This is a genomic window from Pseudomonas sp. Con_6 (genome assembly GCF_059379395.1).
In genome coordinates this window covers 5,818,242-5,837,449 of record NZ_CM182011.1, presented here as the reverse complement: position 1 = coordinate 5,837,449, position 19,208 = coordinate 5,818,242, and the positions used below count along the sequence as shown (strand labels likewise).

At 63.7% G+C, this 19,208-nt stretch carries 15 protein-coding genes; 5 read left to right on the top strand and 10 right to left on the bottom strand.

All coding sequences use genetic code 11. The features are described from left to right. The first annotated feature begins 168 nt into the window (after positions 1 to 168). A complete protein-coding gene (locus AC5QPF_RS26295; protein ID WP_494960577.1) occupies positions 169 to 1,293 on the top strand; it encodes a DUF3472 domain-containing protein in 1,125 nt (374 codons plus the stop codon). Between the two features lie 10 nt (positions 1,294 to 1,303). On the opposite strand, the gene gcsR is transcribed toward AC5QPF_RS26295, so the two are convergent. From gcsR to arcD (AC5QPF_RS26265), 6 genes are all read right to left on the bottom strand, one after another. Continuing rightward, positions 1,304 to 2,812 (bottom strand): transcriptional regulator GcsR, encoded by a 1,509-nt coding sequence (gene gcsR / locus AC5QPF_RS26290; RefSeq protein WP_494960576.1) that lies wholly within the window; start codon positions 2,810 to 2,812, stop codon positions 1,304 to 1,306. Positions 2,813 to 2,905: 93 nt separating this feature from the next. Next, positions 2,906 to 3,268, bottom strand: coding sequence for a DUF5064 family protein (locus AC5QPF_RS26285; protein WP_494960575.1), 363 nt, complete (start codon positions 3,266 to 3,268; stop codon positions 2,906 to 2,908). Positions 3,269 to 3,328: 60 nt separating this feature from the next. Further along, positions 3,329 to 4,258, bottom strand: a complete 930-nt coding sequence (arcC, locus tag AC5QPF_RS26280) for a carbamate kinase (protein WP_494960574.1) — start codon at positions 4,256 to 4,258, stop codon at positions 3,329 to 3,331. A gap of 111 nt (positions 4,259 to 4,369) precedes the next feature. Then, the gene (locus AC5QPF_RS26275; protein ID WP_494960573.1) at positions 4,370 to 5,380 is read right to left on the bottom strand and encodes an ornithine carbamoyltransferase; all 1,011 of its coding nucleotides are present in this window, start codon (positions 5,378 to 5,380) and stop codon (positions 4,370 to 4,372) included. 72 nt (positions 5,381 to 5,452) lie between these two features. Beyond that, positions 5,453 to 6,709: an arginine deiminase gene (gene arcA, locus AC5QPF_RS26270; RefSeq protein WP_494960572.1), complete on the bottom strand. Its 1,257-nt coding sequence runs from the start codon at positions 6,707 to 6,709 to the stop codon at positions 5,453 to 5,455. 33 nt (positions 6,710 to 6,742) lie between these two features. Further along, the gene (arcD, locus tag AC5QPF_RS26265) at positions 6,743 to 8,170 is read right to left on the bottom strand and encodes an arginine-ornithine antiporter (RefSeq protein WP_494960571.1); all 1,428 of its coding nucleotides are present in this window, start codon (positions 8,168 to 8,170) and stop codon (positions 6,743 to 6,745) included. 415 nt (positions 8,171 to 8,585) lie between these two features. Here arcD (AC5QPF_RS26265) and arcD (AC5QPF_RS26260) point away from each other — a divergent pair, with 415 nt between their 5' ends. After that, a complete protein-coding gene (gene arcD, locus AC5QPF_RS26260; protein WP_494960570.1) occupies positions 8,586 to 10,013 on the top strand; it encodes an arginine-ornithine antiporter in 1,428 nt (475 codons plus the stop codon). A gap of 30 nt (positions 10,014 to 10,043) precedes the next feature. Here arcD (AC5QPF_RS26260) and AC5QPF_RS26255 read toward each other — a convergent pair whose 3' ends face one another. From AC5QPF_RS26255 to gap, 4 genes are all read right to left on the bottom strand, one after another. Then, entirely contained in the window at positions 10,044 to 12,626 is a 2,583-nt protein-coding gene (locus tag AC5QPF_RS26255) for a TonB-dependent hemoglobin/transferrin/lactoferrin family receptor (protein WP_494960569.1), read from the bottom strand. Positions 12,627 to 12,745: 119 nt separating this feature from the next. Further along, positions 12,746 to 13,750, bottom strand: a complete 1,005-nt coding sequence (locus AC5QPF_RS26250) for a FecR domain-containing protein (RefSeq protein WP_494960568.1) — start codon at positions 13,748 to 13,750, stop codon at positions 12,746 to 12,748. A 34-nt stretch (positions 13,751 to 13,784) separates the two neighbouring features. Continuing rightward, the gene (locus tag AC5QPF_RS26245) at positions 13,785 to 14,303 is read right to left on the bottom strand and encodes a sigma-70 family RNA polymerase sigma factor (RefSeq protein ID WP_494960567.1); all 519 of its coding nucleotides are present in this window, start codon (positions 14,301 to 14,303) and stop codon (positions 13,785 to 13,787) included. 128 nt (positions 14,304 to 14,431) lie between these two features. Further along, positions 14,432 to 15,433, bottom strand: a complete 1,002-nt coding sequence (gap, locus tag AC5QPF_RS26240) for a type I glyceraldehyde-3-phosphate dehydrogenase (RefSeq protein WP_494960566.1) — start codon at positions 15,431 to 15,433, stop codon at positions 14,432 to 14,434. Positions 15,434 to 15,656: 223 nt separating this feature from the next. Here gap and edd point away from each other — a divergent pair, with 223 nt between their 5' ends. Genes edd through AC5QPF_RS26225 form a run of 3 tightly spaced genes read left to right on the top strand, consistent with a single transcriptional unit; the run spans position 15,657 to position 19,180 of the window. Then, on the top strand, positions 15,657 to 17,483 hold the full coding sequence (gene edd / locus AC5QPF_RS26235; RefSeq protein ID WP_494960565.1) for a phosphogluconate dehydratase: 1,827 nt from the start codon (positions 15,657 to 15,659) through the stop codon (positions 17,481 to 17,483). Continuing rightward, positions 17,480 to 18,451, top strand: coding sequence for a glucokinase (locus AC5QPF_RS26230; protein ID WP_494960564.1), 972 nt, complete (start codon positions 17,480 to 17,482; stop codon positions 18,449 to 18,451). Before edd ends, AC5QPF_RS26230 begins: the two co-directional genes overlap by 4 nt. A gap of 18 nt (positions 18,452 to 18,469) precedes the next feature. Beyond that, on the top strand, positions 18,470 to 19,180 hold the full coding sequence (locus AC5QPF_RS26225) for a response regulator (RefSeq protein ID WP_494960563.1): 711 nt from the start codon (positions 18,470 to 18,472) through the stop codon (positions 19,178 to 19,180). The last annotated feature ends 28 nt before the right edge of the window (positions 19,181 to 19,208 follow it).

The window sequence follows — 19,208 nt, the reverse complement described above, 5'->3', positions numbered from 1 at the left end:
TTATAGCGTCGTTACAATTGTTTGTATCGAATTCAGTACGGTGTATTGAATTCGATACGACCTGATAGTTCTACCAGTTTACACCGGCGGGCAACGCTCGCATGCTCATGACCAGCGCGCTTAATCAGCAGTACAGCGGCTTATCTCCCACTTCCCAGGAGCATGCTCATGGATCGATTTTTCTGCTGGTTCGCTTTTTTGCTCGCCTTGTCGCTCGGATCGTGCCTCCAGGTCCAGGCAGCTTCTGATTCACCACGTGTCATTGCGGGTGGAATGGTTGCCGTGGATCGCTGGTTTCCTGAAAACAGCGACGGTTACAACGAGATGGAGTTTCCGCTGCTGATCGCTACCGAGCCGGGTTACAACGGTCGGACCTTTTGGGCGACTCAGTTTTATATCCATGGGGGCGATGGAGGTTATGCGGGATTGCAGCAGGTCAGGACGAATGAGAAACGCATCAACTTTTCGATCTGGAACGCAATCAGGTGGGACTCTCCGGGGGCGGGGGTGAACTGCGGCTTTTTCAATCACGAAGGTTCGGGTGTCCAATGCTGGATGGTCTATCAATGGAAACCGGGGGTGAAATACGTGTTTCTATTGAAGCGCCTCCATCCCGGGAGTTTCCAGCTTTCGGTACGTGATGACAGTAATGGGGTCACCACCAGGGTCGCGATAATCCAGACGCCTAATACCTGGGGTCGCTTGAAGGCGCAGACCGTATCGTTCCTCGAAGATTTCGCACAGGGCAACGAGCAGCACCCTTCCTGCACCGCCGTACCGTCGACAGCTGCCGTGTTTTTCCAGCCGTTGGCGAACGGTGAAATCGCCCCGCAGTCGACCACTAGCTATCCCTATGGCAATTGCAAGGCCATTGCGCGCACGGTTTGCACCGAGCAGCAGGACTGCCTGGCCAGCGCCAATATGTTTGATCATCCCTCGTTCCGCTTGAAGCATGACACCAGCGGTCAGTGTCTGGATTTGCCCGGAGAGAGCAAGGACGCCAGGCTGGGCGAGTGTGGAGCGAATGCCGACCAGCTTCTGAATCGGACCGACATCTTCGCATTGCAGGCCCGCCAAGGGACACAATGCCTGGATGTGGCTGCGAATGGACAAGTGGTGGTGGCCGCCTGTGCGAACAGCTCGAGCCAGCTATGGTTGCCGGTTTCCGGAACGCGGGTCATTTACAACCCGGGCAAGCAACACTGCCTGCGAACCTCGCAGGATGTTGCTCCTGGGACGCCCGTCATTGCCGGTACGTGTGTGGCAGCCCCAAGATGGACGGCACTGGAGTGAAACCCCGTGCTCAGCTCTTCCCGGAAATCCCATACTTGCGCAGCCGATGGGCAATCGCGGTATGCGAGGTCTGCAGCCGGCTGGCCAGTTGCCGGGTCGACGGATAGTCGGCGTAGAGCTTTTCCAGCAGGTTCTTCTCGAAGTCCTCGACGGCCTGCTCCAGGCTGGCGACCTCGCCGTCGTGCTCGCGGGCCATCGAGGTACCGGCGATGTCCAGGTCGCCGATGTCTACCAGGCTGCTGTCGCTGATGGCGGCGGCGCGGAAGATCACGTTCTGCAACTGACGCACATTGCCCGGCCAGCGGTTGCCGAGCAGGGCAGGGTAGGTGTCCGGCGCCAGGCGGCACAGCGGGCGCTGGATCTGGGTGCAGGCCTGCTGCATGAAGTAGCGCGCCAGCAGCAGGATGTCCTGGCCGCGATCGCGCAACGGCGGTACCTCCAGGTTGAGGACATTGAGGCGGTAGAACAGGTCTTCGCGGAAGCTGCCTTCTGCCACCATCTTTTCCAGGTCGCGGTGGGTGGCGCTGAGGATGCGCACGTTGACCTTGATCTCGCGGTCTCCCCCCACCCGGCGGAAGCTGCCGTCGTTGAGGAAGCGCAGCAGCTTGGCCTGCAGGTACGGCGACATTTCGCCGATTTCGTCGAGGAACACCGTGCCCTGGTTGGCCAGTTCCATCAGCCCCGGCTTGCCGCCGCGCTGGGCGCCGGTAAAGGCACCGGGGGCATAGCCGAACAGCTCGCTCTCGGCGAGGTTCTCCGGCAGCGCCGCACAGTTGAGAGCGAGGAATGGTGCAGCATGGCGGCTGCTGATGGCGTGGCAGGCGCGGGCCACCAGTTCCTTGCCGGTGCCGGTCTCGCCATGAATCAGCAACGGCGCGTCGAGGGCGGCGACGCGCAGGGCTCGGGTCTTGAGGGTGCGGATCGCCGGTGACTCGCCGAGCAGGGCGTCGAAGCCCTCGGCATGGTCGTGGTGCAGCGCCGACAGGCGCTCGCCGATGCGGTTCGGCGGGTACAGGGTGACCAGGGCGCCGGCGTCGGTGATCGGCGTTGCGTCGAGCAGCAGGGTCTGGCCGTTGAGCACCACCTCGCGCATCGGCAGGCGGAAACCCTGTTCGACCAGGGTGGCGAGCAACTCGGGGGCGTCGAACAGCTCGGCGATGCTGCGTCCCGCCGGCTCCTGGCCGCACAGGGCGATCAGCGCCGGGTTGGCCAGCAGCACGTGGCCGGCGCTGTCGAGAGCCAGCACCGGATCGGCCATGGCCGCCAGCAGGGCGTCGAGTTGCAGGTGACGGCGCTGGCCGGGAAGGATGTCGACCACGCGCACGGTCTGCACGCCATGCACGTTGAGCAGGGCGTCGTGGAGTTCTTCGAGGACGAAGGGGTTGAGCGTCGGTGCATCGATGTAGACGTTCGGCGGCACCATCTCCACGGCATCCAGGTTGAGATTGCGGGCACCCAGCAGGGCGAGCACTTCCTGGGTGATGCCGACGCGGTCGATGAAGCTGACGTGGATGCGCATGGGGAGCTTGGGGTTCACGGCTGGCGAAGCGTGCAAGTATGCCTTGCGCCCGCCTGGCGGTCGAATGGCTTGCCAGCGGTGAAACCGCGCGGATTATTCCAGGTGCTGCGGGTTGATCGGGTCGCCGGACTTCACGTCGAGCTTGCTGCGGATGTCCTCGAACATGGCGTCGTAGTACATGTCATGTGCGGAAGTGACAACCGCCTTCGGCGGCACACCGTACTGCTTGGCGATGCGGTCGATGGAGCGGGCGAAGTCGAAGGCCTGGTCCTTGGCGAGGAAGAATTTCTCGTCCACCGGCTTGTCCTGGATGCTCCCGTGCATGCGGAACTGCATGCCCTTGCCATCCCTGGGATCCTGGGTGACTTCGTAATCGACGCAGATGTTGTAGCTGTGGTCGTCCTTGTTCAGCGCGTGACGCTCGATATGCAGGTGACCGGGGTTGAACTGTGCCATGACAGGCGCTCCTTGTACGGTTGAAACAGGCGGACCCGCCAGCAGGCCCGCCGCAAGGTTTCAACGATAGCTGATGCCTGGCGAGGCCGTGCTGACCCGGGTGCCGGCGGTGCCTTTGACGATATCCTCGATATCGCTCAGCGAGCCGATCACCGCGACTTTGCCTGTGTGACGGGCGAAATCGCAAGCTGCTTGCACCTTCGGCCCCATGGAGCCGGCGGCGAAGCCCAGGCGTTCCAGTTCATCCGGATGGGCCTGGGCGATGGCTTTCTGGGTCGGCTTGTTGAAGTCGACGTAGGCTGCGTTGACGTCGGTAGCGATCACCAGCAGGTCAGCGTCCAGCTGTTCAGCCAGAAGCGCCGAGCACAGGTCCTTGTCGATCACCGCTTCGATGCCCTGCAGCTTGCCGTCGGCACCATACAGGGTCGGGATGCCGCCACCACCGGCACAGATCACGATACTGCTCTTTTCCAGCAGCCACTTGATCGGGCGGATCTCGAAGATGCGCTTGGGTTTCGGGCTGGCCACCACGCGGCGGAACTTGTCGCCGTCGGGGGCGATGGCCCAGCCTTTTTCCTTGGCCAGACGCTCGGCTTCTTCCTTGGAGTAGACCGGGCCGATGGGCTTGGTCGGGTTCTGGAAGGCCGGGTCCTTGGCGTCCACTTCGACCTGGGTGAGCAGGGTGGCGAAGGGTACTTCGAAGTCCAGCAGGTTGCCCAGTTCCTGTTCGATCATGTAGCCGATCATGCCTTCGGTCTCGGCGCCGAGGACGTCCAGGGGGTAGGGGGTGACCGAGGTGTAGGCCGCCGCCTGGAGCGACAGCAGGCCGACCTGCGGGCCGTTGCCGTGGGCGATGACCAGTTGGTTGCCGGGGTGGATCTTGGCGATCTGCTCGGTGGCGATGCGGATATTGGCGCGCTGGTTGTCGGCGGTCATGGGCTCGCCACGACGCAACAGCGCGTTACCGCCTAGTGCAACAACGATACGCATGGGGAATGTCCTTCGAATCTCGTTGAACGGGAGGCCGCCATCGCTGGCAAGCCAGCCCCACAGGGGGCGGCGTGCGCCGGACCTGTGGAAGCTGGCTTGCCAGCGATTGGGTTACAGATCAGCCAGGGTCGAAACCAGGATCGCCTTGATCGTGTGCATGCGGTTTTCCGCCTGCTCGAAGGCGATGCAGGCCGGCGATTCGAAGACGTCGTCAGTCACCTCGATGCCATTGGCCAGGTGCGGATACTGCTCGGCGATCTGTTTGCCGACCTTGGTCTCCGAGTTGTGGAACGCCGGCAGGCAGTGCATGAACTTGGCCCGCGGGTTGCCGGTGGCCTTCATCAGCTCGGCATTGACCTGGTACGGCAGCAGTTGCTGGATACGTTCGCCCCAGGCTTCCACCGGCTCGCCCATGGACACCCAGACGTCGGTATGCACGAAGTCCACGCCCTTGACCGCGGCCTTCGGATCCTCGGTGAGGGTGATCCGCGCACCGCTGTCTTCCGCGTATTGCTTGCAGCGCGCAACGAGGTCGTCATGCGGCCACAAGGCTTTTGGCGCAGCGATGCGCACGTCCATGCCAAGCTTGGCGCCGATCAGCAGCAGCGAGTTGCCCATGTTGTTGCGGGCATCACCGAGGTAGGCGTAGCTGATGTCGTGCAGCGGCTTGTCGGCGTGCTCGCGCATGGTCAGCACGTCGGCGATCATCTGGGTCGGGTGGTATTCGTCGGTCAGGCCGTTGAACACCGGCACGCCGGCGAACTTGGCCAGTTCTTCCACCACTTCCTGCTTGAAGCCACGGTACTCGATGGCGTCGTACATGCGCCCGAGCACACGGGCGGTGTCCTTCATGCTTTCCTTGTGGCCGATCTGCGACGAGTTGGGGTCGATATAGGTGACGTTGGCGCCCTGGTCATAGGCGGCCACTTCGAAGGCGCAGCGGGTGCGGGTCGAAGTCTTCTCGAAGATCAGGGCGATGTTGTTGCCCTTCAGGTGCTGCTGCTCGGTGCCGGTGTACTTGGCGCGCTTGAGATCGCGGGACAGGTCGAGCAGGTAGCGCAGCTCGCGCTCGCTGTGGTGTTCGAGGCTGAGCAGGTTGCGGTTGTGGATGTTGAACGCCATTTTGGATTCTCCTTGGATTCGGTGATCGATCCCCGACCGTGCCGGGTAGGCCCGGTCGGGGCGATGGACGTTTTAGTAATCGATAGGGTCGCGGATGATCGGACAGGTCATGCAGTGGCCGCCGCCACGGCCACGGCCGAGTTCGCCGGCGCTGATGGTGATGACCTCGACACCGGCCTTGCGCAGCAGGGTGTTGGTGTAGGTGTTGCGGTCGTAGCCGATGACCACGCCGGGCTCCAGGGCCACCACGTTGTTGCCGTCATCCCATTGCTCGCGTTCGGCGGCGAAGCTGTTGCCGCCGGTTTCCACCACGCGCAGCTTGCTCAGGCCGAGGGATTCGGCGACCACTTCGATGAACGACTTGTTCTCGCGGCGCACATCCATGCCGTACGGCTTGCTGCTGTCGGGACGGATGACGAACGGCACGATTTCCTTGACCACTTCCGGGAAGACCGTGACCAGATCGCGGTCGCAGAAGCTGAATACGGTGTCCAGGTGCATCGCCGCGCGGGATTTCGGCAGGCCGGCGACCACCACTTTCTCCACTGCGCCCTTGGCGAACAGCGACTGCGCCAGTTGGCCGATGGCCTGGCGCGAGGTCCGCTCGCCCATGCCGATCAGCACCACGCCATTGCCGATCGGCATGACGTCGCCGCCTTCCAGAGTGGCTTGGCCGTGGTCCTTGTCCGGGTCGCCGTACCAGACCTCGAAGTCGGCGTGGGTGAACTCGGGATGGAACTTGTAGATGGCGCTGGCCAGCAGGGTTTCCTGGCGGCGGGCCGGCCAGTACATCGGGTTCAGGGTCACGCCACCGTAGATCCAGCAGGTGGTGTCGCGGGTGAACTGGGTGTTCGGCAGCGGCGGCAGAAGGAAGCTGGAGTGGCCCAGGTAGTCGCGGTACATCTTGATCACGCTGGCGCCTTCGCTCTCCGGCAGGTCCTCGCCGGCCACGCCGCCGATCAGGAACTCGGCCAGGCGTCGCGGCTCCAGGCTTTCCAGCCAGCTGCGCACTTCGTTGGTCAGGCCGACGCCGACGGTGTCGGGGGTAATCTTGCGATCGAGGATCCACTTCAGGGCTTCTGGGTTCTGGATCGTCTCGGTCAGCAGGTTGTGCATTTCCAGGACTTCGACACCGCGCTCGCGCATCTTGGTGACGAAGTCGAAGTGGTCGCGCTTGGCCTGGTTGACCCAGATGACGTCATCGAACAGCAACTCGTCGCAGTTGGTCGGGGTCAGGCGCTGGTGAGCGAGACCGGGGGAGCAAACCATCACTTTGCGCAGTTTGCCCGCTTCGGAATGGACGCCGTACTTAACTTTATCCGTGGACATGATCATTTCCTCCAAAGGTGTGAAATACGGGGGTTACAGCGTAAGGAAGCCGTCATACAGACCGTAGGCCGCCACCAGGGCGCCAGCGATCACGGCGGCGAATATCAACTTCTCCACGTTGGTAAAAATCGGTTGGCCGACCTCGCGCTTGGCCTTGGCGAACAGGATCGCGCCAGGGGCATAGAGCAGGGCGGAAAGCAGCAGGTATTTGACGCCACCGGCGTACAGCAGCCAGATCGCGTAGATCAGGGCGATGCCGCCGATGATCAGGTCTTTCTTGCGTTCGGCCAGGGCGTTCTCGTAGGTCTCGCTACGGAAGGCGAGAAGGAAGGCGTAGGCCGCCGACCACAGGTAAGGCACCAGGATCATCGAGGTGGCGAGGTAGATCAGCGACAGGTAGGTACTGGCCGAGAACAGGGTGATCACCAGGAAGACCTGCACCATGGCGTTGGTCAGCCACAGGGCGTTGGCCGGCACGTGGTTGGCGTTCTCGCGGCGCAGGAACTCCGGCATGGTGTGGTCCTTGGCTGCGGCGAACATGATCTCCGCGCAGAGCAGCACCCATGACAGCAGCGCCCCCAGCAGCGAGATGATCAGGCCGACGCTGATCAGCACCGCGCCCCAGTGACCGACCACGTGCTCGAGCACGGCGGCCATCGACGGGTTCTGCAGCTTGGCCAGCTCGGGCTGGGTCATGATGCCCAGGGACAGCACGTTGACCAGGACCAGGAACAGCAGCACGGTGATGAAACCGATGACCGTGGCCTTGCCCACGTCCGAGCGTTTTTCCGCGCGGGCCGAGAAGATGCTTGCGCCCTCGATGCCGATGAACACCCAGACGGTGACCAGCATCATGTTGCGTACCTGGTTCATCACGCTGCCCAGGTCCGGGTTCATGGTGCCCCAGATGTCAGCGGTGAAGATGTCCAGTTTGAAGGCGAACAGTGCGATCAGTACGAACAGCGCCAGCGGCACCACCTTGGCCACGGTGGTGACCAGGTTGATGAACGCTGCTTCCTTGATCCCGCGCAGCACCAGGAAATGCACGGCCCACAGCAGCACCGAGGCGCCGATGATCGCCGCCGGGGTGTTGCCCTCACCGAAGATCGGGAAGAAGTAGCCGAGGGTGCTGAACAGCAGGACGAAGTAACCAACGTTGCCCAGCCAGGCGCTGATCCAGTAGCCCCAGGCCGAGGAGAAACCCATGTAGTCGCCGAATCCGGCCTTGGCATAGGCATACACCCCGCCATCCAGATCAGGTTTGCGGTTGGCCAGGGTCTGGAACACGAAGGCCAGGGTCAGCATGCCCACGGCGGTGATCGCCCAGCCAATCAGTACTGCACCGACATCGGCACTTGCCGCCATGTTTTGCGGGAGGGAAAAGATCCCGCCACCAATCATCGAACCAACTACGAGTGCGACCAGTGCACCGAGTCGAAGTTTTCCGGATGCCTCTGACATGGCTTGGCTCCATTGCGGAAAAGAGAGTCTGTAGGGTAGGGCGCATGCAAATAGCGGAAGATGATTCAGGTCAGTTCATTGGCACATTCCATTGTTTTCGAATGACTGAAAGAGCATGCGGAAGATACTCTCTCCTGCCTTGGAGGCCTTGAACGGCGGTACCTGTACCAAGGGTGAGAATCGCTCGCAAGACGTCGGGAACTTTGAAGCTAGTCCGTTTCGGGGGAATGGCAAATTTTTAAGTCGAAAATATTAATCAGACTTGCCGAAGCGGAATTAGTGCACAAAACTCAGTTCGGATTGTCGGACGATTAGAGTGCTTTGTTATTAAATTGGCGCGCTTATAACCTGGATTTTTTACAAAATCGTGATCAGGCTAATTAACTGAAAAGTGACGGATAAAAAGGGGAAATTCATGTCCGAGCCGGGTCAGAAACTGCGCCTGGGCGCGTTGATCGCGCTGGTGGTCGGCTCGATGATCGGCGGCGGGATCTTTTCCCTGCCACAGAACATGGCTGCACGTGCCGATGTCGGTGCAGTACTGATTGGCTGGGGGATTACCGCGATCGGTATGCTGGCCCTGGCCTTCGTCTTTCAGAGCCTTGCCAATCGCAAGCCGCAGCTGGACTCCGGGGTGTACGCCTACGCCAAAGCGGGTTTCGGCGAGTACATGGGCTTTTCTTCGGCGTGGGGCTACTGGATCAGCGCCTGGCTGGGCAATGTCGGCTATTTCGTCCTGCTCTTCAGCACCCTTGGCCTGTACTTCCCGGTGTTCGGCGAAGGCAATACGCCGCTGGCCATCGGCTGCGCCTCGCTGCTGCTGTGGGCGGTGCACTTCCTGGTGCTGCGCGGGATCAAGGAGGCGGCGTTCATCAACCAGGTGACCACGGTGGCCAAGGTGGTGCCGCTGATCCTTTTCATCGTCATCGCCGCGGCGGCGTTCCGCGTGGAGATCTTCACCCGCGACATCTGGGGACTCGCCAACCCCAGCTTCGGCAGCGTGCTCGACCAGGTGCGCAACATGATGCTGGTGACGGTCTTCGTGTTCATCGGTATCGAAGGTGCCAGTATCTATTCCGGGCGAGCGCAGAAACGCTCGGACGTGGGCAAGGCGACGGTGATCGGCTTTCTTGGCGTGCTGGCTTTGCTGGTGCTGGTCAACGTGCTGTCGCTGGGGGTGATGACCCAGCCAGAATTGGCCGGGCTACACAACCCGTCGCTGGCCTCGGTGCTGGAGCATATCGTCGGGCCTTGGGGCGCGTTGCTGATCAGCCTCGGGCTGGCGGTGTCGCTGATCGGTGCGTTGTTGTCCTGGGCACTGCTGTGCGCGGAGATCCTCTACGCCACGGCGCGGGACAAGACCATGCCGCGTTTTCTCGCCCGCGAAAACGCCAACCAGGTGCCGGCCAATGCGCTGTGGCTGACCAACAGCATGATCCAGGTGTTCCTGCTGATCACCCTGGTGTCGGCGGGCACCTACACCAGCCTGATCTACCTGGCGTCGTCGATGATCCTGGTGCCGTACCTGTGGTCGGCGGCCTATGCGGTGTTGCTGGCGCTGCGCGGCGAGACCTACGAGGGCTTTGCCGGGACGCGGCGCAAGGATTTGCTGGTGGCGCTGGTGGCGCTGCTCTACGCGATCTGGCTGTTGTATGCGGGGGGGCTGAAGTACCTGCTGCTGTCGGCGTTGTTGTATGCGCCGGGGGTGATCCTGTTCGCGCGGGCGAAGCGAGAGCAGGGGCTGCCATTGTTCACCCACTGGGAGAAGGCGATTTTCGCGGCGGTGCTGGCGGGAGCGGGGTTGGCGGCGTTCAGCCTGTATAGCGGGGTGTTGAGCCTGTAAGGGGGCCGCCAAGCGGCCCCCAAGGACAGATCAGATGTCCCACACCACATTGATCGCAAAGTTGCGACCCGGCATGGTCAGGCGATCCAGGTTGGCCGGCGCGGTCGCGCCTGCTTCACCGATGCCGTCATAGCCACGCACATCATCCCACTGCCAGTACTTCTTGTCGGTCAGGTTGTACAGGCCGGCATTGATCGTCACGTCGTCAGTCACCTTGTAGAAACCGGTCAGGTCGAGCACGCCGTAGCCCGGGGTCTTGAACTGTTTGCTGGTGCCGTCCGGTGCGTAGAAGGTGGTGTCGTCGACACGGTTCTTGCGCTTGACCAGGGTCCAGCTCAGCAGGCCGCCGTAGTTGTCCTGGTCGTAGCCCAGGCCCAGTACCGCGGTAAGCGGGTTGACGCTATTGATCGGCGCCCCGGTGTCCTCGTTCTTGCCCCAGGCATAGGCCAGCGAGCCCTGGCTGTACAGCCCGGTCGGCGCGCCGAAGTGATCCAGGTTCAGCCGGCCCTTGAACTCGGCACCCTTGATGGTGGCGTGCTTGATGTTGTTGGCCTCGAAGTTCTGGCCGATGTTGGTGCCTTGCACGGCGTCTTCGTTGATGAAGTCGCGGTACTTGTTATAGAACACCGCCACGTCGAAATTGCCGGCGTCGAAGTTGCCACGCAGTCCGGTCTCGTAGCTCTTGCTGGTCTCGGGTTCCAGGTTCGGGTTGCCGGTCACGCTGTAGCCCACCCCGGGGTTCTCGAAGCGGCCGTACAGGGCCTTGGCGGTCGGGGTGCGGAAGCCTTCGGCGTACTGGCCGTACCAGGTGTAGTTGTCGTTGAAGGCATAGGTCACGCCGAACTTCGGCGAGACGCGGTGCCATTTCTTCTCGTCGAGGTTGACCGGGTCGGCGGTGCCGCCGATGGCGCGCAGGAACTCGTCGGTCGCGTGGGGTTCCAGGCGGGTCTGGTCGTAGCGCAGGCCCGGGAGGAAGGTCCACTGGTTCCAGCGGATCTCGTCCTGGGCGAAGACGCTGTAGGTCTTCACGATCGGATCGGGGAAGTCACTGACTTCGCGCAGTGTGCCGGAGGCATTGGGCTGGCCGGTGACGCAGCCGAAGCCGGTGGTCAGGCAGGTGGCAGTGCCACTGCGTGCGCCGGTCACTTCGTTGCGCTTGAAGGTGGCGCCGTAGGTCAGCAGGTGCTCGGTGTCGCCGATGCTGAAGGCCTTGTCGGCCTGGGCATCGAGGATCCACTGGCGGTCCTTGTAGGTGGTCTTGCGGGTACGATCGACGGTATAGACAAACGGTCGATAGATTTCCGCGACGCGCTGGTCGGTCTTGCCAATCTGGTAGTTCAGGCTCCATTTCACGTGGTCGGCCAGGGCGCTGTCGAGGCCGAACTCGTGGTTGATGCCGAAGCGCTCGCGGGTGACCACGTCGCTACCGGTTCGAGCCAGATACATGTTCTGCGGCGCCGGGCCGAACGGCCCGCCCACCGAGCTCTTCTCGTTGAAGTCGCGATCGTCCTTGTAGTGCTCGTAGGTCAGCGCCAGGCGGGCGTCGTCGGCGTAGTTCCAGCCGAGCTTGGCGAGGACGTTGGTGGTCTCGGCGTCCGTCGGGTTGGCCGCGGTACGGGACAGGCCGGTGCCACCGTGCTCGCCGTAGGATTCGGTTTCTCGGCCATCACGGCGGCTCAGGTGCAGCAGGCCGTCTAACTCGCCCTGGCGGCCGGCGACGGTGGCAGATTTCAGCCAGCTGTTGTCCGCTGAACTGTAGCCCGTCTTCAGGCGTGCGCCGACGTCCTGCCCGGGTTTGATGATGTCGTCCGGGTCGAGGGTGAAGTAGCTCACCGCGCCGCCGATGGCGTTGCTGCCGTACAGCACCGAGGCCGGGCCGCGGAGGATTTCCACGCGCTTGACGATTTCCGGATCGACGTAGTTGCGCTGGGTCTGCGCATAGGGGCCGAAGAAGTAGCTGTCGGGAATGGCCACGCCGTCGATCTGGGTCAGCACCCGCTCGCCGTCGATGCCGCGGATGTTGTAGCCGGTCAGGCCGCTGCGCAGGCCGGTGCCGCTGACCGACACGCCCGGTTCGTAGCGTACCAGGTCCTTGATGTTCTTCACGTTCTGGCGGTCGAGCTGTTCGCGGGTCTGCACGCTGACGGTGCTCGGTACCTGGCTGACGTCCTGGGCACTGCGGGTGGCGCTGACGGTCACCTGCTGCAGGGCGATGGCCTGGGTCTGGCTGCGCTCGATGGCGACGTTGTTGCTGCCCAGTTTGCGGTAGGTCAGCCCGGTGCCCAGCAGCAGGCGTTGCAGGGCCTGCTCAGGCGGCAGGGCGCCACGCACGCCCGGCGAGACGACGCCATCGGCCAGCTCGGCGGAGAAGCCGACCTGCCAGCCGGTCACCGTGGTGAAGGCGTTGAGGGCGGAGACCAGCGGTTGCTGGTTGATCGCGAAACGGTAGTCACCCATGCGCTGCGTCGGTGCCTGCGCAGGCTCGGCGGCCAGGGCCGGCAGGCTGACGGCGCCGCTGGCAAGCATGGCCAGGGTCAACAGGGAGAGCGTGCAGCGTTGCAGGCCCGGTTTGCGTGCGGAGATGGAAACTCGACGGGTGGATCCGGTAGACATCGAAAGGCGCTCCCTGTCGCGCGTTGTTATAGGTCACGTCTGACTCAAAAATAAGAATCAGTTGCATTGGCTATAACGAGACGAGCGGCGTCAGGGGATCGCGTAAAAAAACTTTCGGCTCAGTTGAGAATCACCACCGCCGGGAACTCCTGGACCCGTGCCGAGGTGATATGGGCGAGGGAGCGCACTGCCTCCAGCGGTTGATCGAGACGGTAGTTGCCAGTGACCGCGACCTGGTCCAACTGGCCGTTGGTATTGATGATCCAGCCAGGGTAGTAGCGGCGCAGCTCGGCCAGCACTTCGCTCATCGGGCAGTTCTCGAAGATCAGCCGACCCTTGACCCAGGCCAGGTCCTTTTGCAGGTTGGCGGGTTCGCGCTGGGGCACGCCATTGCGGCCGACACGAAGGCTGTCGCCGCTGCTCAGGCGGATGCGCTGGTCGCTGCTGGCGAGCACGTCGATGTCGCCGCGCTGCACGCGGACCTGGGCTTCGCCGTCGAGATAGCGCACGGCGAAGTCGCTGTCACGCACGCTGGCGCGCAGCGGGCCGGCCTGCAGTTCGAGGGGCTGGGTACGACCGCCGGGCACTTCGAAATAGGCCTCGCCCTGGTACAGGCGGGCGACCCGCTGACGCGCGTCGATGTCGCTGGAGAACGCGGAATTGGTGTTGAGCAGAACCCGCGAGCCATCGTCCAGTTGCACCCGCTGGCGTTCGCCGACCACGGTGAGGTGATCGGCCTGCATGCGCACCGGCAGATTGCCCACGGTGAAGATTCCTGCCAACACCACGGCGGCGGCACTCAGCGGTTTCCAGTGCGGGCGCAGGCGTTGCAGGCGGGAGGGTTTGTGTTGCGCGTGGAGGTCGACGGCGGCCTCGCGCATGACGTTGCCATTCCACAGGGCTTCGGCGTCGACATAGGCCTGGGCATTGGCCGGGTCGGCTTCCAGCCACGTCTCGAAGGCGCGGGTGTCGTCGTCGGTGGGGCATTGCAGGCGGATCAGCCAGTCCAGCGCCTCATCCATGGCCTGGTCGCGGGCAGACAGGTCCGGCGCTGGGCGATGAGGGTCGGGCTCGGTCACGGGAGATCCTTGCGGTGCTGCGGCGGTCTTGTAATGGGGCGTCATGATCGGGGCAAACGCAGGATCAGGCAAGCAGCCGTCAGTTGCCGTTGAGCCGATCGGCCACACCCATGCAGATCGCCATGATCAGTTTCAGTTCCTTTTGCACCGTGCTGGCCGAGACGTCCAGTTGCCCGGCGATCTCCAGGTAGCTGGCGCCGTGCAGGCGGCTGAGGATGAAGATGCGTTGCTGGCGTGGGGTCAGCTGGGACAGCGAGCTGCTCAGGCGCTTGAGCAACTGCTCGGCGTGGGCGGCGTCTTCGGCGCTGCTGGTGGGGGCGGCGACATTGTGCACCACCTGCTCGGGCACATCGTCGAGCATGGTCCGCGCCTGCACGCGGCGCGCACGCAGATGGTCCAGGGCGAGATTGCGCGCGGTCTGGAAGACGAAGGGCTCGATGTGCTCGATGGGCCGCTCGCCGAGGGCGCGGGTGACCCGCAGGTAGGTTTCCTGGAGCAGGTCTTCGGCGGTGCTGGGGTTATCCACCATGCGCTGCAAGGTACGAAGGAGGGTGACCCGCTGGGCGAGGAAGACGGCGTTGAATCGGGAATGGCTCACGGCGGTGCTCGACCGGAATTTGTGAATGATAATGCTTATCATCAACCCTGTTGGTCAAGCGCGGCGTTCGTGGGCGCGCTATTTGGCACCGGCACAAAACCCTCCCACAGGGTCCGCGTGCGGCCCTTCTAGCGGGCATTCCACAGCGCCAGGCAGTTATCCAGCATCCGGTTGGAGAACCCCCACTCATTGTCATACCAGGCCATCACCTTGAGCATCCGCCCCTCGGCCTTGGTGTGGTTGGCATCGAAGATCGCCGACAGCGGGTTGTGGTTGAAGTCGCAGGACACCAGCGGCAAATCGTTGTACCCCAGGACCTTCGACCCGCGACTGGCCTCCTTGAACAGCGCATTCACCTCATCCACGGTGGTCTCGCGGCCCAAGGTCACGGTCAGGTCCACCAGCGACACATTGATCACCGGCACCCGCACCGCCATGCCGGTCAGCTTGCCGGCCAGTTCCGGCAACACCAGGCCCACCGCCTCGGCAGCGCCGGTCTTGCTGGGAATCATCGACTGGGTCGCGGCACGGGCGCGGAACGGGTCGCTGTGGTAGACGTCGGTCAGTACCTGGTCGTTGGTGTAGGCGTGGATAGTGGTCATCAGCCCCTGCTCGATGCCGAACGCGCGGTGCAGCACCTGGGCCACCGGGGCCAGGCAGTTGGTGGTGCAGGAGGCGTTGGAAATGATCTGGTGTGAAGCGCGCAGGATGTCGTGATTGACGCCATGGACTACAGTGGCATCCGCGCCCTTGGCCGGTGCCGAGATGATCACCTTGCGCGCCCCGGCGGCCAGGTGGGCAGCGGCCTTGGCCCGGTCGGTGAACAGACCGGTGCACTCGAGCACCACGTCGATGCCCTCGGCCTGCCACGGCAGGTCCGCCGGATTGCGGATCGCGCTGACCGCGATACGGTCGCCGTTGACCATCAGGCTTTCATGATCGTGAGACACGGTCGCCGCAAAATGGCCGTGGACACTGTCGTACTGGAGCAGGTGCGCGTTGATCGCACTGTCGCCAAGGTCATTGATGGCGACGACCTGCAGGTCCTGACGGTAGCCTTGGGTATAGAGTGCGCGCAGCAGGTTGCGGCCGATACGGCCAAAGCCATTGATTGCGATACGGATAGTCATGGGGCCACCTCTTGTGCTGTCCTGACTGTTTGTTGTTTTAATTACAAGATTAATCGGAAACAAATAGAAAACAAGCGAAGCTGCTGGCAGTATTTTGTTCGGATCACAACAAAACAAGTGAGTCGAACCTTTCCTCGCCCCCTACCCTTGAGCGTAGGCGCAATCGTTTGGAAGGGGAAATCGCCAGACCGCCGCCACCACCGTTTAGCCTGGAGTCCAGTTCATGCATCCGCGCATTCTTGAGGTCACCGAACGGTTGATCGCTCGCAGCCGTCCCACCCGCGAACGCTACTTGCAACTGATCCGCAGCGCCGCCAGCGAAGGGCCGATGCGTGCCCGCCTGCAATGCGCCAACTTCGCCCACGCGGTCGCCGGTTGCGGCAGCGACGACAAGCAGACGTTGCGCCTGACCAACGCCGCCAACGTGGCCATCGTCTCCGCCTACAACGACCTGCTCTCTGCCCACCAGCCCTACGAACATTTCCCCGAGCGCATCAAGCAGGCGTTGCGCGAGATCGGTTCGGTCGGCCAGTTCGCCGGTGGCGTACCGGCCATGTGCGACGGCGTCACCCAGGGCGAACCAGGCATGGAGCTGGGCATCGCCAGCCGTGAAGTGATCGCCATGTCCACCGCCATCGCCCTGTCGCACAACCTGTTCGACGCTGCGCTTCTGCTCGGCATCTGCGACAAGATCGTCCCCGGCCTGCTGATGGGGGCGCTGCGTTTCGGCCATCTGCCGATCCTCTTCGTACCTGGGGGGCCGATGCCGTCGGGCATTTCCAACAAGGAAAAGGCCGACGTGCGCCAGCGCTACGCCGAGGGCAAGGCCAGCCGCGAAGAGCTGCTGGAATCGGAGATGAAGTCCTATCACAGCCCCGGCACCTGCACCTTCTACGGCACGGCCAACACCAACCAGTTGCTGATGGAAGTGATGGGGTTGCACCTGCCGGGCGCGTCCTTCGTCAACCCGTACACCCCGCTGCGCGATGCCTTGACCGACGAGGCATCGCGCCAGGTCACCCGTCTGACCAAGGCCAACGGCGCCTTCATGCCACTGGGCGAGATCGTCGATGAAAAGGTGCTGGTCAACTCGGTGGTGGCCCTGCACGCCACCGGCGGCTCGACCAACCATACCCTGCACATCCCGGCCATCGCCCAGGCCGCCGGCATCCAGCTCACCTGGCAGGATATGGCCGACCTCTCCGAGGTGGTGCCGACCCTGTGCCACGTCTATCCCAACGGCAAAGCTGACATCAACCATTTCCAGGCGGCGGGTGGCATGGCTTTCCTCATCCGTGAGCTGCTCGATGCCGGGCTGCTGCACGAGGACGTCAACACCATCGTTGGTCATGGCCTGCGTCGCTACACCCAGGAACCGTTCCTCGACGGCGAACAACTGGTGTGGCGCGACGGGCCGTTCGACAGCCTCGACGAATCGATCCTGCGTCCGGTGGCGCGGCCATTCTCGCCGGAAGGCGGGCTGCGGGTGATGGAAGGCAACCTCGGGCGCGGAGTGATGAAGGTCTCTGCCGTGGCGCCCGAGCACCAGGTGGTGGAGGCCCCGGCCCGGGTCTTCCACGACCAGCAGGAACTGGCCGACGCCTTCAAGGCCGGCGAACTGGAACGTGACTTTGTCGCCGTGGTGCGCTTCCAGGGCCCGCGCTGCAACGGCATGCCCGAGCTGCACAAGATGACCCCCTTCCTCGGCGTGCTGCAGGACCGCGGTTTCAAGGTCGCGCTGGTCACCGACGGGCGCATGTCCGGTGCCTCGGGCAAGATTCCGGCGGCCATCCACGTGTGTCCCGAGGCCTATGACGGTGGCCCGCTGGCGCGGGTGCGCGACGGCGATATCGTGCGCGTCGACGGCACTGACGGCACGCTGCTGGTGCGGGTGTCGGCGGAAGAATTGGCGTCCCGCGACATTCCACCCGCGCCGCTGGGCAACGACCTCGGCTGCGGCCGTGAACTGTTCGGTTTCATGCGCCAGGCCCTGAGCCCGGCGGAGAAGGGCGCCAGCGCCTTCACCCAGGCACTGGAGGGCTGCAAATGAAGGTTGCGCTGGTCGGTGATATCGGAGGTACCAACGCCCGCTTTGCCCTCTGGCGCGACGATGCGCTGCACGACGTGCAGGTGTTCGCCACGGCGGACTACAGCAGTCCGGAACAGGCGATCGGTGTCTACCTGCAAGCCCAGGGCATCGCCCGTGGCGAGTTGGAAGCGGTGTGCCTGGCGGTGGCCGGGCCGGTGTCCGGCGACGAATTCCGCTTCACCAACAGCCACTGGCGGATCAACCGCAGTACCTTTTGCGCGGCCTTGCAAATCGAGCACTTGCTACTGATCAACGACTTCTCCGCCATGGCCCTGGGCATGACCCGGCTGCGTCCGGAAGAGCGGGTCAGCGTCTGCGCCGGCGAGGCCGACCTGAGCCGCCCGGCGTTGATCATCGGCCCCGGTACCGGGCTCGGCGTGGCCAGCCTGCTGCGCCTGGAAGAAGGCCGCTGGCTGGCGATGCCGGGGGAGGGCGGGCATGTCGATCTGCCGGTGAACGATGCGCGGGAGTCGGCGATTCGCCAGGCTATCGCCGAGCATACCGGGCATGTCAGTGCCGAGACCGTGCTCAGTGGTGGCGGCCTGCTGCGCCTGTATCACGCCATTTGCACCCTGGACGGGCACACACCGAATCTCGCCACGCCGGCGGCGATTACCGAGGCAGCGTTGTCCGGCGAGCCCGTGGCGCTGGCGGTCATCGAGCAGTTCTGCCGCTTCCTCGGTCGCGTTGCCGGCAACGACGTGCTGACCCTCGGCGGTCGTGGCGGCGTGTATATCGTCGGCGGCGTGGTGCCGCGCTTCAGCCGTCTGTTCCTGCGCAGCGGTTTTGCCGAGAGCTTCGCCGACAAGGGCTGCATGAGCGGCTATTTCGCTGGCATCCCGGTATGGTTGGTGACCGCCGAATTCTCCGGCCTGCTCGGTGCCGGGGTGGCGCTGCAGCAGGCACTGGGCGGCACTGCCCGGGTATGAACGACAAGGAATGCCGTCATGAGCAAGTCGATCCTGCTGGTCGATGACGACCAGGAAATCCGCGAACTGTTGCAGACCTACCTGAGTCGCTGCGGCTTTCAGGTGAACGCCGTGGCCGATGGCGCGGGATTTCGCCAGGCGCTGGACGCCGAGGGCTGCGACCTGGCGATCCTCGACGTGATGCTGCCCGACGAGGATGGCTTCAGCCTGTGCCGCTGGGTACGTCAGCATCCGCGTCAGGCGCAGGTACCGATCATCATGCTCACCGCCAGCTCCGACGAGGCCGACCGGGTCATCGGCCTGGAGCTGGGCGCCGACGACTATCTGGGCAAACCCTTCAGCCCGCGCGAGTTGCAGGCGCGGATCAAGGCCCTGCTGCGCCGTGCCGGCTTCCAGGCACCGGGTGGCGAGGTGCTGTCCTTCGATGACTGGCGCCTGGACACGATCAGTCACCGCCTGTTCCACCGCGACGGCGAGGAAGTGATCCTCTCCGGCGCCGACTTCGCCCTGCTCAAGCTGTTTCTCGACCATCCGCAACAGATCCTCGACCGCGACACCATCGGCAACGCCACCCGCGGCCGCGAGCCGATGCCGCTGGACCGTATCGTCGACATGGCGGTCAGTCGCCTGCGCCAGCGCCTGCGTGACACCGACAAGCCCCCGCGTCTGATCCGCACCGTGCGCGGAAGCGGCTACCTGCTGGCAGCCAGCGTTGCGCCCTCGCACTGAGCGCCGCTGGCGCCTGCCGCTGCCGCGC